Here is a 16145-nt window from a genome sequence, read left to right on the forward strand (position 1 = left end):
TCTGCCGTCGGATAAATCTGGTTAAATAGCCGGCCTGTTGTTAAGGAGGATCCGATGAGCCTGAAAATTCGTTTGGCGCAACTGCAGGACATTGCTCAACTGATCGCCGTCGAACGGTCGGCTGCGCAGTTATTTCATCAACAACCGGCCTGGGCTTTTATTGCCGAAGGCCCGGTGATGGATGCGCAGCAGCATACTGATTTTATTCAGCGGCGGCAGGAATGGCTGGCGGAAAGCACCGCGGGTGAGGCGGCCGGGTTTATCGCGGTGATGGCGCAACAGCAGGATTGGCATATCGCTGAACTGTCGGTTGCCGCCAACTGGCAACGTCAGGGCATTGGACGCCGGTTGATTGCCGAGATCGCAGCACAGGCCAGGTTGCAGGACGCGCAGCGCCTGACGCTGACCACCTTTATCGATGTGCCCTGGAATGCACCCTATTACCAACGGCTGGGGTTCCGGCCGATAGCCCCTGAGCGGCTCAGTGCATCATTGAGCTCTCGGTTGGCGCAAGAGGTGGCGGATGGCTTCGCCGTCGGCAGTCGCTGTGCTATGGAATTTACACTATCGTAAATATTGAAATACAGAGTGATGGCGGTATGATGCAGCAACCACGCCATCGCAGGATTTAGCACGCCGGGTTCTGGCGAGCAAATGCACTCAAGTCACCGTATAAGGGACAACCCGTAATGACACAAACCATTTTCATGGTAGGCGCGCGCGGAGCCGGTAAAACCACGGTGGGCAGCGCACTGGCGCTGGCGCTGGGCTATCAATTCGTCGATACCGATCTGTTTATGCAGCAGACCACGCAGATGAGCGTGGCGGAAATGGTCGAACAAGAAGGCTGGCTGGGATTTCGTCGCCGTGAAAGCATTGCTCTGCAAACGGTCACTCAACCGTCAACTGTAGTTGCCACTGGTGGTGGTGCGATCCTGGCGGAGGAGAACCGCCGCTTTATGCGTCAGAACGGCAAGGTCATCTACCTGCGTTCACCCGCCGAAGTATTGGCACAGCGGCTGGAAGAGTACCCGCAAGATACACAGCGCCCTACGCTGACCGGCCGTCCGATTGCCGAAGAAATGCTGGAGGTGCTGGCCGCGCGTGAAGCGCTGTATCAGGAGGCCGCTCACTACGTGATGGACGGCACCGGTGGCCCGCAACAGGTGGTTGAGCAGATCCTCTCCGCCCTGCAGTTGGAAACGGTAAAATAAGCTCTCTCTTGGGGCTCCGTCAATTGCGCCTGACGGCTGCCTCGTTTTTCTCCCGGACATGAGTCTCGTGCTGAACAAAATACAATCCCGGTGTGGTACCAAAACGCTGACGGAAAGCGGCAATGTAGGCGCTGACATTGTCATAACCGCAGTCGCCGGCAATCTGATTGACGGCTTCACCGCGTGACAATGGCTCCAGCGAACGGAGCACCCGAGCCTGCTGGCGCCAGCGGGCGAAAGTCACGCCGGTTTCGCTGATGAAATGCCGGCTCAGGGTGCGGACGCTCAGCCCGGCCCAGGCGGCCCATTCACTCTGGCTGCGTTCGCTGGCCGGCTCATTGAGTAGCGCACGGGCGATTTTCAGCAGTCGTGCGTCCTGCGGCAGAGGCAGTTGCAACGGGGTACCTTCCTGCGCGCACATCTCATCGAGCAATACCTGTAGTAGTCGCCGTTGCGGCGCGTTCAGCCTTTGGCCTGCGAATTGTGCAAGGCGTTCCACCAACGCCAAAATCAACCCGGAAGCCGTGCTCAAATGAGGTTGTTTCGGTAGATCTGCACATTGGGATCCAGGCAGATACAGGCTCCAGCCGGCGACGTTGCCACAGGCCAATGCCTGGTGCGCGCAGTTCGCTGGCAGCCAGCCGATACTGCCGGCGGTCATTGCCCATTGTTGCTCCTGAGTTTCCAGCGCAATCATGCCGTGGGTTAATAAATAGAGCTGTCCGCGGGTATGTTGATGCCAGGGCGTTAAGTGCTTTTTTTCATGCCACAGTCGTTCGCTTTGCAGGATCATCTTGATTGGCCGATTTACCGTATTGAATGTCCAGTTGCGGTTATTATGCCATCCTCTGCCTGATCTATGCTCTCCTCAACGTTTAACTTTGGAGATAAAAATGAGCCTGCAAACCCCAACCGCCCTGGTGCTCGAGGCCCTGCAACGGGTCGTCGCGGCACCACAACACCAGCCGCTGGTGATTGCTGAGTTTTTCAGTGAAGATTACCTCCAGCAGGTGGACGGCAACACGCTGGATTACGCCCACTTCATGCAGCATATGGCGTTACTGAAACAACTCACCCGCAACATGACGCTGGAGATAGTCGCCGTAGCCGGGCAGGGGGATTCGGTACTGACCCACCACCAGGTTCGGGTGGAAAAGCGTGACGGAAGCCGCAGCCTGGTTAAGGTATTGGCACATTTCACCGTGCGTGACGGCAAGATCTGCGCCTGCGATGAGCTGACGCAGCTGCTGGAAGGCGAACACGGCGATCGCGATTTGGGGTCACGCGTGTCGGTATAGATACCGCTGCTATACTTAAACTTGTGGAATCACACGGGAGATCAGCATGCGCGAAAATAACCGACCTGGCTATCCGAGAACTGCCCGAGTGGTCGCCGTTGACCGGGGCGACCCAAGCTTGCATATGCACCGTTTTGAGGTGCGCACCGATGACATTGAGCCCAATACGCTACTCAGTGAGCATCCTACCGAGCAGGAAGCGCTCGATGCCAAGCATCGTTATGAAGATCCGGCGCTGGAAGATTAAATAATATCCCTCTGAAACCGGCATCAGGCCGGTTTCTTTATTCATTCCGTTTACTGCTTTAATTACCTCACTCGATAACGATAAATTAGCATGACATGCTGGTTTATACCGCCATGGTCGAATAACTGCGTGGTAATCGGCCTATTTTATCAGCGTTAGCCGTTGCATTTAATTTAGTGAAGCATCATCCGCTGCGATTAATAGGCAGAATAAAAAATAAACTGCTTGACGATAAGTTGTACGAGTTTTAGTTTCTAATTATCAAACAGGAACTGAGTTCCATATAGTGGAACAAGGCGTGCGATGACAACTCTGGAAAATGCCGCTGCGGTATTAAAGTTATTTTCACAACAGCGAATGATGCACGGCCAGGCCGGTATTTCATTCAGTGATGTGGTGAGTCAATTGGCGCTGCCAAAAAGCACGGCCTCTCGCCTGTTACAGACCATGGAAACCCAGGGCATGCTGGAGCGCGATCCTGACAGCAAGCTGTATAAAATCGGTCGTTTGCTGCTATCGGTCTCCAGCCACTATCTGTCGACGCCGTTGGTCGACAGCGTGGCGGCCAGTATGGTGCAGCTCAGCCAACAGACTAACTGTACGGGTTATGTTTCAGTGCTGGAAGCGCAGGAAATTATGGTGATGCGCATGTTCCCCGGTCGCCATTTTCTCCAGGTGGTGACGCCGGCGGGCAGCCGCTCACCGGTGGCGGAAACCTCGGTAGGCCGGGCGATATTGGCGCGTGACAGTGATGAGCAGGTGATAGCGCGTTTTGCCGCAGGCTACCGTGCGGCTTCACCCAACGCTCCGCAAACGCTGGAAGCATTGTTGAGTAAGCTGGCACAGGTCCGGCAGCAGGGCTGGTCTCTGGCACGTAATGAGACGTTGCAGGGCATCAGTTCGCTGGCGACAGCGGTGACCAACAAACACCGCAATGAGACGGTCGGTCTGTGCTTGTCTTTTCCTACGCAGGCGGAAGAACAGCCATTTTCACCCGCTGTGCTGGAAGCATTAATGACAGTATCCCGGCAATTGGCGGAAAAACTCGGTGATGATTATTGGCAACAGATCAAATAACGCACCGGAACACTCTGTCAGTATCTGATAATTAACGAAAACCAACACCAGGGAATTTCTTAATTATCTATCTTGGATTTATGGGCAATAAATACTTAATGGCACTCACAGTTCCAATATTCGGAACTGTGAGTGACGCCTCATGCCGAAATTAACGTTGCCAGACGCCAGGGAATATTCAGGGAAATGAAAACTATGAAACCAAAAAGCAGCATAAATCCTTTGAAAGATATCGGTACTCTGCTGGTGATGGTGCTGCTGTCCATCGTCGGCGCAATTATCGGCGTGCAGTTGATCACCACGCTGGGCGTGACGCCCAACACGTCGATTATTGGCGCGTTGATCGCCATGCTGTTGGCGCGCATTCCACTGCAAATGTTCCAGCGTTACCGTTCGGTACATACGCAAAACCTGGCGCAAACGGTGATCTCTTCCGCCACCTTCGGCGCGGCCAACTCGCTGCTGATGCCAATTGCCGTGCCTTATGTGATGGGGCAACCGCAGCTAATTCTGCCGATGTTCTGCGGGGTGGCGGCCGCGATGTTGCTCGACGCCTACCTGCTGTACCGCATGTTCGACACCAAAATATTTCCTGCGGCCAATGCCTGGCCACCGGGTGTCGCGGCGGCGGAAGCCATTAAGGCCGGTGACCGGGGTGGCAAGCAAGCCTGGCTGCTGGTGGTGGGCGTGGTAGTCGGCATCGCCGGTTCGATGCTTAAAATCCCGATGGCGGCGTTCGGCACCGCGTTTATCGGCAATATCTGGGCATTGGGCATGTTTGGTGTCGGCCTGTTGCTGCGAGCCTACGCGGAACCCATGGCAGGCTTTGATATCAATGCGAATTTCATTCCTCACGGAGTGATGGTTGGTGCCGGACTGGTGGCGTTGATCCAGGTGGTTCAGGTGATCCGCAGCAAGCGCGCGGATACCAGTGGTTATAGCCAGGCCGACAGTGAAGTGCGCAAAGCGCTCGGGTTGGGCGCGGTGGGATATATCGTTATTGCCGCGCTGTTGGCGTTGGCCGCTGGACTGTACAGCGAGATGTCGCTGGGCATGCTGGTGCTGTTTGTGATTTACGCCGCGTTTGCCGCCTTTGTGCATGAACTGATTGTCGGCATCGCCGCGATGCACTCGGGCTGGTTCCCGGCCTTTGCGGTGGCGCTGATTACCCTGATTATCGGCATCCTGATTGGCTTCCCGCCGCTGGCGCTGTGCGTGCTGACCGGGTTTACCGCCGCCACCGGCCCGGCGTTTGCCGATATGGGCTTTGATCTGAAAGCCGGATTCATTCTGCGCGGCTACGGCAAAGATTTACAGCAGGAGCTGCTGGGGCGCCGCATTCAGTTGTTTGCTGCGCTGATCGCCTTTGTCATCGCCATCCCGGTGGTGTACTTCGCTTATACCAGCTACTTCCTGCAGGACCTGATCCCGCCGGTGGCGCGGGTGTACGCCAAAACCATCGAGGCAGGTGCACAGCCGGGCATTGCCTACAGCCTGCTTGTCTGGGCTGTCCCAGGAGCCATTGTGCAGTGGATTGGCGGGCCAAAACGTCAGCTTGGCGTGCTGTTGGCCACCGGCCTGTTGATCAACAACGCGTTGGCGGGTTGGGCGGTGATCGTCGGTATCGCGCTGCGCATCCTGATTATTCGCCGCTGGGGCGACAAGGGCCGCACGCCGATGGAGATCATGGCGGCCGGTTTTATCGCCGGAGACGCGCTGTATAACTTTTTCAATTCCATTTTTTCCAGCAAAGGGAAATAACCCATCCGGTTAAATTGTGAGGTCAGCCGATTATGAGTTTGCAACAAACGCTGCAGGTTTTTGAATTAATTGATAGTGCCTATGTGAACGGTCAGCAGGTTGTCGATCTGTTCACGTCCTATCCCGGCATCCGCGCCAGCACGCTGCGTGCCAGTGGGCCGAAGGGCGCGACCGACTTCGTGCGCATTGAGATCCCCGGCAGTGCCGGCAAAATCCAGGGTGGGGAGGCGCCGACGCTGGGTATTATCGGCCGCTTGGGCGGTATTGGTGCGCGGCCAACGCGGATTGGCCTGGTGTCCGACGGCGACGGCGCTATCGCCGCTATTGCCAGTGCGTTGAAGCTGGCGGAAATGCAGCGCAAGGGCGATGTATTGGCGGGCGATGTGATCATCACCACCCATATTTGTCCCGATGCGCCAACCCGTCCGCACGACCCGGTCGACTTTATGGATTCGCCGATCGACGACGTGACGATGAACGATAATGAAGTGGTGCCGGAGGCCGATGCGATTTTGTCCATCGACACTACCAAGGGCAACCGCATCATCAATCACAAAGGCTACGCGCTGTCACCGACGGTGAAAGAAGGCTACATCCTGCGGGTGGCGGAAGATCTGCTGCGGATTATGGAGATGACCAGCGGCCGTCCGGCGGTGACCTTCCCGATCACTACCCAGGACATTACGCCGTATGGCAACGGGGTACACCATCTGAACAGCATTCTGCAGCCCTCTACCGCGACCTCTGCGCCGGTGGTTGGCGTGGCGATTTGCACCGAGTCGGTGGTGCCGGGCTGCGGTACCGGCGCTAGCCATGAAGTGGATATTGCGCTAACCGTTAAGTTTGCGGTGGAAGTGGCGAAAGAGTTTGGCCGCGGTACCTGTCATTTTTATCAGGCTGACGAATACGCACAGTTGCTGGCGCTGTACGGCAGCCTGAGTCATCTGCAAAAAAGGAAATAACCGGATGAATGCTTCATTTGCCACGCTGACTATCGGTCAGGCACCGCGCAACGACATTATGCCGTTGCTGTCTGCCTATCTGCCTGCGGAACAGGTGAGGCATGTCGGGTTGCTGGACGGGCTGAAGGCCAGCCAGATTGACGAGCGTTATACACCGCAGGCCGGAGAGAAGGTGTTGGTTTCACGCCTGCTGGACGGCACACAGGTGAGATTGGCGGCCTCGCGGGTCGAACTGGGGTTGCAGCAGAAAATCAATGCACTGGAAGCGGAGGGCTGTGAGGTGATCCTGCTGTTGTGCACCGGCGAGTTTGGCCAGTTGCATGCACAACAGGCGCTGTTGCTGGAGCCGGACCGCATTATTCCGCCGCTGATTTCTGCCATTGTCAGCCAACACCGGGTGGGGATTGTGGTGCCGGTGGCGGAGCAAATCAGCCAGCAGGCGAGCAAGTGGCAGTTACTGGCGACGCCACCCTGTTTTGCCGTCGCCAGCCCTTATTTGGCGGATGACGCGGTGCTGGAGTTGGCCGCAAGCGAGCTACAGCGGCAGGGCGCGCAGGTGGTGGTGCTCGACTGCATTGGTTATCACCGGCAGCACCGTGATTTCCTGCAGGCACGGCTGGAAATACCGGTGCTGTTGTCCAATGCGCTGGTGGCCAAGCTGGCTGCTGAGCTAATCGACTGATTAAAAAGCCAATAAAATCTTATATGGCGGTGTGTCGGGGGCGGTGCTGCGTGTTTTTGGGCGTGCACCCAGAACGGCAGGCTGACGGTCAATCGCTTGGCAGCGTTTTACTCTGCGCCACGATCGCATTTCGCGAGAAAAACCAGTGACAGATCAACCGCAATCCCCCAATATGGATTTCCCATAAAGTTGATTACGCGGGTGTCAGTCTATGCTGAAAGTAAACGAGTATTTTGCCGGGAAAGTGAAGTCTATCGGTTTCGATAGTAGCAGCATCGGCCTTACCAGCGTCGGTGTCATGGAAGAGGGAGAGTACACCTTCACCACCGCCCTGCCGGAAGAAATGACCGTGATTACCGGCGCGTTGAAAGTGTTGCTGCCGGGCTCGCCGGACTGGCAGGTGTTTATGCCGGGTGAGAAGTTCTTCGTACCGGCACACAGTGAGTTCAACCTGCAGGTGGCCGACGCGACCGCCTATCTGTGCCGTTATTTAAGTAAGTAACTCATACCCTTCTTACTTGAAGCTGCAGCGTTGTTGGCTGCGTGCGCTCACCCCAGTCACTTACTTGAGTAAGCTCCTGGGGATTCCCGCACTTGCCGCCTAGCTGCAACTCCAATTAATTTGGGTATGCTATCTGTGTTGCAACGCTACTCATGTGGAACAAAGGCGCAGCGATTTGCGCCTTTGTGTACTTAGCGCTGGGCTTCGCCACCCAGGGCTTCGATGGTGTTCTTGATTAACGCCGCCAGTTCGCTGGTCATCAGGATAAAGTCGGCGTCAAAACGCTGGGCAAAGTCGTCACGATCGATATCGTCGTTCTGCTCGCGCAGCGTATCGGCGAACTTCAAACGTTTCAGCGAACCGTCGTCTGCCAGCACCAGTTGAATGCGCTCCTGCCAGTCCACCGCCAGCTTGGTCACCAGCTTGCCGGCTTCGATATGTACCGCAATCTCATCGCTGATCAGGTTCTGTTTCTTGCAGCGGATCACGCCGCCGTCTTCCAGAATTGCCTTCAACTCTGCTTCGTCCTGAATGATAAAGCCGGCCGGCAGCTCGCCAGAGCGTACCCACTCGGTCAGCGTCAGTTCGATCGGGCTTTCCATGGTCAACGGCACTACCGGCAGTGAACCCAGGCTTTTGCGCAGCAGCGCCAGAGTGTCTTCCGCGCGTTTGGCGCTGGCGGCATCAACCATAATCAGGTCATTAACCGTGTCGATCCACATAAAAGTCTGATTAAAGCGGCTAAAGGCGCGTGGCAACAGGCTGTGCAGCACTTCGTCTTTCAGCGCGTCTTTCTCGGTTTTCTTCAGCTTACGGTGTTGTTCACCTTCCAGGCGTTCAATCTTGGCCTGCAACTCTTGTTTGATGACCGGCGACGGCAGGATTTTTTCTTCCTTGCGCGCGCAAATAACGATCTGGCCGTTAACCGCGTGTGTCAGTGACTCGCTGTGGGAACCCATCGGAGAAACCCAGCCGGTTTTCGCCATGTCCTGGCTGCCGCACGGGGTGAAAGCAAAAGCGCTGAGTTGTTTTTCCATTTCATCCGCGTTTAACGCCACTTCGCGGCTCAAACGGTAAACCATCAAATTCTTAAACCACAGCATAATGTTATCCCTGGCTGGGCGTGCGTCTGGCACGCTTATTCATCAAAAGCAGGGCGGCATAATAACGAATCAGGGGCGAAAAATCGCCTCATTCCCTCCGAATTGCGTCAGCGGCCGCGTTTGAGCGGCGTGCCCGTTGCAGTGCCAACGCCAGTTGCCGCTGGCTGAAAGGCTTGCGCAGCAGTTCAACGTTGGGCAGTGTGTCTTCGTGGTGGCGACGTATATCCTGACCGCTGATCAGCAGCGCGGTAAGGCGCGGATTAATCTCCCGCGCCAGCCCAATCACCTGCACGCCGTCCAGTTCGCCCGGCAGCATCAGGTCACTAACCAGCACCCCAATATCCGGCGTCTGGCGCAGCAGCGCCAGCGCTTCATGGCTGTCTGCGCAGTCCAGCGTCAGGTAGCCGAGCTGATGCAGGTGTTCGCACAGCGTATGGCGCACGTCATTTTCATCTTCCAGCACCAATACCAGACTGTCGGTGCCGTCGCTTTCTTCGAGCGGCAGGGGCGGTGCTTGGGCGATTGCCGGTGCCGGGGCGCGCGGCAGTTGCAGGCGCACCAGAGTGCCTTCTCCCGGTGCGGTTTCAATCTGCACCCGGCCGCCGGACTGGCGAACAAAGCCGTAGACCATCGACAGCCCCAGCCCACTGCCGCTGCCCACTGCCTTGGTGGTGAAGAAAGGTTCGAACACCTGCGCTTTCACTTCCTCCGACATGCCGCAGCCGGTGTCGATCACCTCCAGCGCCACCATGTCCTGTTTTTTGCCACCGCTGCGTACCACTCGTTGGTTGTAGATACGGATCTTGACCACGCCGCTGCGGCCTTCCATGGCATCCCGGGCGTTGACTACCAGGTTGATCAGCGCGTTTTCCAACTGATTGGCATCCACCCACGCCGGCCAGCCGGGCCGCTGAGTCTCAATGCTTAGCGACAACGTCGTGGGCAGTGAATGACGCAGCAATTCCTGCAGGTTTTCTACCAGCGTCTGTAGCGTGATGGCCTGCGGATGCAACGCCTGTTTACGCGAAAATGCCAGCAGCCGCTGGGTGAGCTGTGCACCGCGTTCGGCGGCCTTCAGCGCCCGGGCAATACGCTGTTCGGTTTGGGCGTCCTGAGTCTGTTGGGTGGTTAGTTCCAGGCTGCCGATAATCACCGCCAGCAGATTGTTAAAATCATGCGCCAGGCCGCCGGTGAGCTGACCGACCGCCTTCATTTTCTGGCTGTGCAGCAGCGCCTCTTCCAGCGCTTTGCGCTCGGTGCGTTCCAATACCACGTTAACTACGCCGCGATTGGGCACCGGACTGAAGCGCAGCTCGACGGTGCGGCCGTCGCTCAGGCGCAGTTCCTGCGGCTGCGGCAGTTCACTGGACAGGTTGGCCAGCACCGCTTCCCAGCGCTGACCCGCCGGGGGCGTCACGTGTTGCAGCAGTTCACGGTAGTGTTGGCCCCGGTGCAACTGGTGTTCGTTTAGCCCCAGCAGCAGCGGATATTGCGGGTTCCATACCACCAGTTGGCCGTCGTTATCAAACAGGGCAAAGCCGTCGCGCATTGCCAAAAAGGTAGTTTCCAGCTGGGTGCTTTTCTCTTTCAGCAGGCGAGAAGTTTGCTCCAGCGAGGCGGTATTGCGTGCAAAGACGTTGAATGCCCGCGCCAAATCGCCCAGTTCGTCACGGCGCTGCAGCGCAGGCACACTGACCTCACGTTCGCCGCGCGCCAGCCGCGTCATGGCACCGGCGATCGCCGTCAGGTTCGATCCCAGATTACGGTAGATATACCACCCGGCGAAGCCGGTAATCACCAGCGCCAGCAGGGCGAACAGGCCGATAAACCAGCTGATGGAGCTGAGTTCGCGATGGGTTTGATGGGTGCGCAGCTCCGATTCGTCTGCCACCTTCTGTACGTAGAGATTGATGTCGTCATTGAGCATCGCTACTAAGGCTTTGATATGGTAGGTGTAATAGGCCAGGGCCAGATCGCTTTGCTCCAGCTCCAGCGTTTCGGGCAGCAGGCGTTGTTCGCTGTCGCGAAACTGGCGCATTTTCTCGTCGACCAAGGCATCCGGGCTGTGCTGCGGCCAGTAAGCCATCACGCTGTCGAGTTGCTGGGCGGCGGCCTTGGGCGTCGGGGTTTGAATGGCGATCGCCAGCAGCCGGTCGATCTGGCTCAGCAGCGGCAGCGAGGGCGGGTTCTGATTATTACGTTGGTTGAGGCTGGCAATATGCCGCAGCGTGCTCTGCGCCTGATACAGCCCACTGAGCAGGATATTGCGTTGCAGATGCCGTGCGTGACCGAGATCCAGCATGCGGGTCACGCTGGTTTCCAACGCGTTGCTGCGGCTGATGATGCGTTGAACCAGCTCCGGCTCGCTATGTGCCAGCGGAGCGTCCGCCAGTCGGCTGAGCGAGGCCTGCAGCGCCAGCTGGGTTTGCTTCAGCCGGGCTGACTCGCTCTGATACTCCAGCGCACCCACCACCTGCGATAGCCGAATGGCGGCGGTCGCCACGTTCGAAGTATCCCGGCTCAGCGCCATGCTGCCGTTCATCTCATTTAGCGTTTGCGCCTGAACTTGTTCCTGCAGCTTGCCCGCATGGTTAAAGCCGACGATCGCCACGCCGCTGACCATCAGCGTCACCGCCACTACCAACAGGTTGAACATCAGCAGGCGCCCACGTGCACCGGCAAGGAAAGGCAGTCTGCGCATTGGATCCCCCGTAACTGACTGTCCGCATTATAAATCCCCGTCCCATTAACAATATGACAAAGATGAACGGCCGCTGACATTTTGCATTTATTTATGCGTGGTTAACTGCACTCAATCCGAACCGCAACCCGAGGTATGACGATGAGCGCGACCCCGATCCTGGAAATGCACAACATCGCCAAGAGTTTTGGTCAGTTTTACGCGCTGAAGGGCGTCAACCTGACGGTTTATAGCGGTGAGATCCACGCGCTGATGGGTGAAAACGGCGCGGGTAAAAGCACCTTAATGAAAATATTGGCCGGCGCTTATATCGCCAGCAGCGGGGAAATTTTTATCGATGGGCAGCCGTTTGCCATTAAAGGGCCAAAAGATGCCCTGGCGGCGGGCATCACGCTGATTTACCAGGAAATGAATCTGGCACCGAATCTGACGGTGGCGGAGAACATTTTTCTGGGCAGCGAGATCCAGCGCGGCGGCCTGGTGAAGCGCCAGCAGATGTTGCTGGAAGCACAGAAAGTCATCGATCGTTTGGGCGCGCAGTTCAGCGCCGGCGATCGGGTGATGAAATTAACCATTGCCGAACAGCAGCAGGTGGAAATCGCCCGCGCGTTGCACCGCAACAGCCGCATTCTGGTGATGGACGAACCGACGGCGGCGCTTTCTTCGCGTGAGACGCATCGGCTGTTTGAGTTGATCAAACGCCTGCGCGATGAGGGGATGGCGATCATTTACATCAGCCATCGCATGGCGGAAGTCTACGAGCTGTCGGATCGCGTTAGCGTGCTGCGCGACGGCCAGTATGTTGGCAGCCTGATGCGCGACAAACTGTCCGCCAGCGAATTGGTACGCATGATGGTGGGGCGCCCGTTGAGCGATCTGTTCAACAAGGAGCAGGGTATTGCGGTGGGCGAACCACGTCTGACGCTGCATGGCCTGACCGACGGCAAGAAGGTGAAACCGGTCAGCCTGCAGGTGCGTGCCGGTGAGATTGTCGGCCTGGCTGGGCTGGTGGGCGCCGGCCGCTCCGAACTGGCGCAGCTGATTTTCGGCGTGCGCAAGTCCAGCGGCGGTACGGTGGAAATTGACGGTAAGCCGGTCAATATCCGTTCACCGCGTGACGCCATCGCGCTGGGCATCGGTTTTCTCACCGAAAACCGCAAAGAGCAGGGCCTGTTTCTCGATCTGGCAGCGCATGAAAATATCGTGATGGCGACGCTGGAGCGTGACGGCCGTTATGGCCTGCTGAATCGGCGTAAGGCTCAGAGTATTTCCAGCGACGCCATCGGCCTGCTGAATATCCGCGTGCCGCATGCTCAGGTACGGGCCGGTGGGCTGTCCGGCGGCAACCAACAGAAGTTGCTGATTTCACGCTGGGTGGCGATCGGCCCGCGTATTCTTATCCTCGATGAACCCACACGCGGCGTTGACGTGGGTGCCAAAAGCGAAATTTATCGCATCATGAGTCAGATGGCGCAGCAGGGAGTGGCGATCCTGATGATCTCCAGTGAACTGCCCGAGGTGGTTGGCATGAGTGACCGGGTTTATGTGATGCACGAAGGCAGTATCGCCGGGGAATTGAGCGGCGCAGAGATCAGCCAGGAGAGCATTATGACGCTGGCCACCGGCGTCGAACCCGCCCTGGAGGCGGCCAGCCATGAATAATTCTATCCCTACGCTCAAGGAGCCTGTCATGACTTCGAACCCGCTGCCACCCGCCGCAAAAAATCCCACGCTGAAACGGGCATTGTTGGGCGATATGATGCAAACCGTCGGCATTTTGCCGATATTGATCCTGATCGTCGCCATTTTCGGCTTTGTTGCACCGAATTTCTTTACCGACGCCAACCTGCTGAATATTGCCCGGCAGGCGTCGATTAACATCGTGCTGGCGGCGGGTATGACCTTCATCATCCTGACCGGCGGTATCGATCTTTCTGTTGGCTCGATGCTGGGCACCACGGCGGTGGTGGCGATGGCGGTTTCACTGATGCCGGGCCTGGCCGGGCTGTCGATCCCACTGGCGCTGCTGGCCGGTTTGGGCATGGGATTGTTTAACGGTTTTCTGGTGGCCTACGCCGGTTTACCACCCTTTATTGTCACGCTAGGGACCTATACCGCACTGCGCGGCGCGGCTTATCTGCTGGCCGACGGCACCACCATCATCAATTCCGATATCAGTTTCGAATGGATCGGCAACTCGTATCTGGGGCCGATCCCCTGGCTGGTGATTATCGCCTTTGCCGTAATTGCGCTGTGCTGGTTCATTCTGCGCCGCACCACGCTGGGGGTACATATCTACGCGGTGGGCGGCAACATGCAGGCGGCACGCCTGACCGGGATTAAGGTCGGTGCGGTGCTGCTGTTCGTCTACGGCATGAGCGGTTTGCTGTCTGGGCTGGGGGGAATAATGAGTGCTTCACGGCTGTATAGCGCCAACGGCAACCTCGGCATGGGCTATGAGCTGGATGCGATTGCCGCGGTGATCCTCGGCGGCACCAGCTTTGTCGGCGGCATTGGCACCATTACCGGCACGCTGGTGGGGGCGCTGATTATCGCCACCCTGAACAACGGCATGACGCTGATGGGCGTCTCATACTTCTGGCAATTGGTGATCAAGGGGGCGGTGATCATCATAGCTGTGCTAATCGACAAATATCGCACCCGCAATTACCAACACTAACTTACCCGGTGTCTTTCAAGCTGCAGCGTTGTTACCTGCACTAGCCCACCCCAGTTACTTAACTTTAGTAAGCGCCTGGGGATGAACTAGCTGGGCGCCTAGCTGCAACTTGAAATTCATAGGGTAAGGTTGAGTGATAAAGAAAGGTCGGCGCCCACCGGGGCAGGTTTTCGTAGATCGGAAAATAATGAGGAAAACACTATGCGTTTCAAGCCATTGATTACCGCTTTGCTGGTTACTGCCGCGCTCGGCAGTGCCACGTTGGTGCAGGCAAAAGAGTTGAAATCGATTGGGGTGACGGTGGGCGATTTGGCCAACCCGTTCTTCGTACAGATCACCAAGGGTGCAGAAATGAAGGCGCGCGAGTTGGCCGGCGATAAGGTCAACGTGACGCTGGTGTCGAGCGGTTACGATCTTGGCCAGCAGGTGGCGCAGATCGATAACTTTATCGCTGCCAAGGTTGACATGATCATCCTGAACGCCGCGGATTCCAAGGGTATCGGCCCGGCGGTAAAACGCGCCAAGGATGCCGGTATCGTGGTAGTGGCGGTTGACGTGGCGGCCGAAGGTGCCGATGCCACCATCACCTCGGATAACACCCAGGCCGGCGCGATGGCCTGTAAATACATCAGCGACCGACTGAAAGAGAAGGGCAACGTGGTGATCATCAACGGGCCACCGGTGTCCGCGGTACAAAACCGGGTCGAAGGCTGCATGACCGAACTGAAGAAACACCCGGAGATCAAGCTGCTGTCCTATAACCAGAATGCCAAGGGCAGCCGTGAAGGCGGGCTGGAGATCATGACCGCGCTGTTGGCGGCCAATCCGAAGATCGACGGCGTGTTTGCAATTAACGATCCTACGGCGATCGGCGCAGATCTGGCGGCCAAACAGGCGCAGCGCAGCGAGTTCTTTATCGTTGGCGTGGATGGATCGCCGGACGGGGAAGAGGCGCTCAAGCGTGGCGGGAAATCGTTGTTTGTCGCGACGCCAGCGCAGGATCCTCAGGTGATGGCGGCCAAGGCGGTCGAGATCGGTTACGACATTCTGCAGGGTAAACCTGCGCCAACCGCGCCGGTGCTGATCCCGGTAACCATGATCGATAAAAACAATATCGGCAGCTACAAAGGCTGGACGGTGAAATAACCTGTTATCGGCGGGGCCTGCCAGACTGGGCCCCTCATTCCTCATTCCTCATTCCTCTACCGCTTGCGGAGGTACCATGAACCGTTCCGCCGTGAATCAAATTCTGCAGCAAACCCAACACTTTTTTGCCCGTTTCGACGTCCAGCTGCCGCCCTTCGCCCATTTTAGCCCCTCGGCCTGGCAGCAGCTCGATCGCCAGCCGTGGCAGGAGGTGTTTGACCTGAAACTGGGTTGGGACGTCACGGCGTTCGGCGATGATGACTTCGCCCGCAAGGGGCTAACGCTGTTTACCCTGCGCAACGGTTCACCCGGCGGGCAGCCTTATGCCAAAGGTTATGCGGAGAAAATCATGCATTGCCGCGAAGCTCAGGTGACGCCAATGCATTTCCACTGGCGTAAACGGGAAGACATCATCAACCGCGGCGGCGGCAACCTGATCGTTGAACTGCACAACGCAGACTCTCGGGAAGGGCTGGCCGAGACCGCCGTGACCGTGACGCTGGATGGCTGTCGCCAGACCCACGCCGCCGGTTCGCGCCTGCGCCTGGCGCCGGGAGAAAGCATCTGTCTCACGCCGGGTATCTATCACAGTTTCTGGGGCGAAGAGGGCTTCGGAGACGTTTTGGTAGGGGAAGTCTCGACGGTAAACGATGACGATAACGACAACCGTTTCCTGCAGCCTCTCAGCCGCTTTAGCCAGATTGAAGAGGACCAGCCACCGCAGTGGTTGCTGTGTCATGAATACTTGCGCTTTATCGCTTAAGGAGAACCA

At 57.4% G+C, this 16145-nt stretch carries 16 protein-coding genes; 13 read left to right on the top strand and 3 right to left on the bottom strand.

The window, feature by feature from the left end; all coding sequences use genetic code 11:
• Positions 1-54: 54 nt before the first annotated feature.
• Positions 55-573: a GNAT family N-acetyltransferase gene (locus M2406_RS15765; RefSeq protein WP_259190587.1), complete on the top strand. Its 519-nt coding sequence runs from the start codon at positions 55-57 to the stop codon at positions 571-573.
• A 116-nt stretch (positions 574-689) separates the two neighbouring features.
• On the top strand, positions 690-1214 hold the full coding sequence (gene aroL, locus M2406_RS15770; RefSeq protein ID WP_218217479.1) for a shikimate kinase AroL: 525 nt from the start codon (positions 690-692) through the stop codon (positions 1212-1214).
• Between the two features lie 19 nt (positions 1215-1233).
• Here aroL and M2406_RS15775 read toward each other — a convergent pair whose 3' ends face one another.
• Positions 1234-2007, bottom strand: coding sequence for an AraC family transcriptional regulator (locus M2406_RS15775; RefSeq protein WP_259190588.1), 774 nt, complete (start codon positions 2005-2007; stop codon positions 1234-1236).
• 100 nt (positions 2008-2107) lie between these two features.
• Between M2406_RS15775 and M2406_RS15780 the strand changes: the two genes are divergently transcribed.
• The 7 genes from M2406_RS15780 to ppnP all read left to right on the top strand — a co-directional run bounded on the left by M2406_RS15780 (position 2108) and on the right by ppnP (position 7743).
• A complete protein-coding gene (locus tag M2406_RS15780) occupies positions 2108-2512 on the top strand; it encodes a nuclear transport factor 2 family protein (RefSeq protein WP_259190589.1) in 405 nt (134 codons plus the stop codon).
• A 46-nt stretch (positions 2513-2558) separates the two neighbouring features.
• Positions 2559-2759: a YaiA family protein gene (locus M2406_RS15785; protein WP_026142228.1), complete on the top strand. Its 201-nt coding sequence runs from the start codon at positions 2559-2561 to the stop codon at positions 2757-2759.
• A gap of 303 nt (positions 2760-3062) precedes the next feature.
• Positions 3063-3836: an IclR family transcriptional regulator gene (locus M2406_RS15790; protein ID WP_115183169.1), complete on the top strand. Its 774-nt coding sequence runs from the start codon at positions 3063-3065 to the stop codon at positions 3834-3836.
• 195 nt (positions 3837-4031) lie between these two features.
• Positions 4032-5597, top strand: a complete 1566-nt coding sequence (locus tag M2406_RS15795; protein WP_172491131.1) for an OPT/YSL family transporter — start codon at positions 4032-4034, stop codon at positions 5595-5597.
• A 32-nt stretch (positions 5598-5629) separates the two neighbouring features.
• Positions 5630-6559 carry a DUF1177 domain-containing protein gene (locus tag M2406_RS15800; RefSeq protein WP_126501356.1) on the top strand — a complete coding sequence of 310 codons (930 nt, stop codon included), beginning with the start codon at positions 5630-5632 and terminating at the stop codon, positions 6557-6559.
• Between the two features lie 4 nt (positions 6560-6563).
• The gene (locus M2406_RS15805) at positions 6564-7241 is read left to right on the top strand and encodes an AroM family protein (RefSeq protein WP_012005466.1); all 678 of its coding nucleotides are present in this window, start codon (positions 6564-6566) and stop codon (positions 7239-7241) included.
• Between the two features lie 211 nt (positions 7242-7452).
• A complete protein-coding gene (gene ppnP / locus M2406_RS15810; RefSeq protein ID WP_012005467.1) occupies positions 7453-7743 on the top strand; it encodes a pyrimidine/purine nucleoside phosphorylase in 291 nt (96 codons plus the stop codon).
• A gap of 191 nt (positions 7744-7934) precedes the next feature.
• On the opposite strand, the gene rdgC is transcribed toward ppnP, so the two are convergent.
• Both rdgC and M2406_RS15820 read right to left on the bottom strand, forming a co-directional pair.
• Positions 7935-8846 carry a recombination-associated protein RdgC gene (rdgC, locus tag M2406_RS15815; protein WP_012005468.1) on the bottom strand — a complete coding sequence of 304 codons (912 nt, stop codon included), beginning with the start codon at positions 8844-8846 and terminating at the stop codon, positions 7935-7937.
• Between the two features lie 88 nt (positions 8847-8934).
• Positions 8935-11547 (bottom strand): ATP-binding protein, encoded by a 2613-nt coding sequence (locus M2406_RS15820; RefSeq protein ID WP_115183166.1) that lies wholly within the window; start codon positions 11545-11547, stop codon positions 8935-8937.
• A 141-nt stretch (positions 11548-11688) separates the two neighbouring features.
• Between M2406_RS15820 and M2406_RS15825 the strand changes: the two genes are divergently transcribed.
• The 4 genes from M2406_RS15825 to M2406_RS15840 all read left to right on the top strand — a co-directional run bounded on the left by M2406_RS15825 (position 11689) and on the right by M2406_RS15840 (position 16136).
• A complete protein-coding gene (locus M2406_RS15825; RefSeq protein ID WP_112363959.1) occupies positions 11689-13209 on the top strand; it encodes a sugar ABC transporter ATP-binding protein in 1521 nt (506 codons plus the stop codon).
• A gap of 28 nt (positions 13210-13237) precedes the next feature.
• Entirely contained in the window at positions 13238-14227 is a 990-nt protein-coding gene (locus tag M2406_RS15830; RefSeq protein ID WP_259190591.1) for an ABC transporter permease subunit, read from the top strand.
• A gap of 201 nt (positions 14228-14428) precedes the next feature.
• Positions 14429-15373, top strand: a complete 945-nt coding sequence (locus tag M2406_RS15835) for an ABC transporter substrate-binding protein (RefSeq protein ID WP_218218605.1) — start codon at positions 14429-14431, stop codon at positions 15371-15373.
• Positions 15374-15449: 76 nt separating this feature from the next.
• Positions 15450-16136, top strand: coding sequence for a D-lyxose/D-mannose family sugar isomerase (locus M2406_RS15840; RefSeq protein WP_012005473.1), 687 nt, complete (start codon positions 15450-15452; stop codon positions 16134-16136).
• The last annotated feature ends 9 nt before the right edge of the window (positions 16137-16145 follow it).

The sequence above is a fragment of the Serratia sp. BIGb0163 genome (assembly GCF_024809935.1).
Classification (GTDB): Bacteria; Pseudomonadota; Gammaproteobacteria; order Enterobacterales; family Enterobacteriaceae; genus Serratia; species Serratia quinivorans.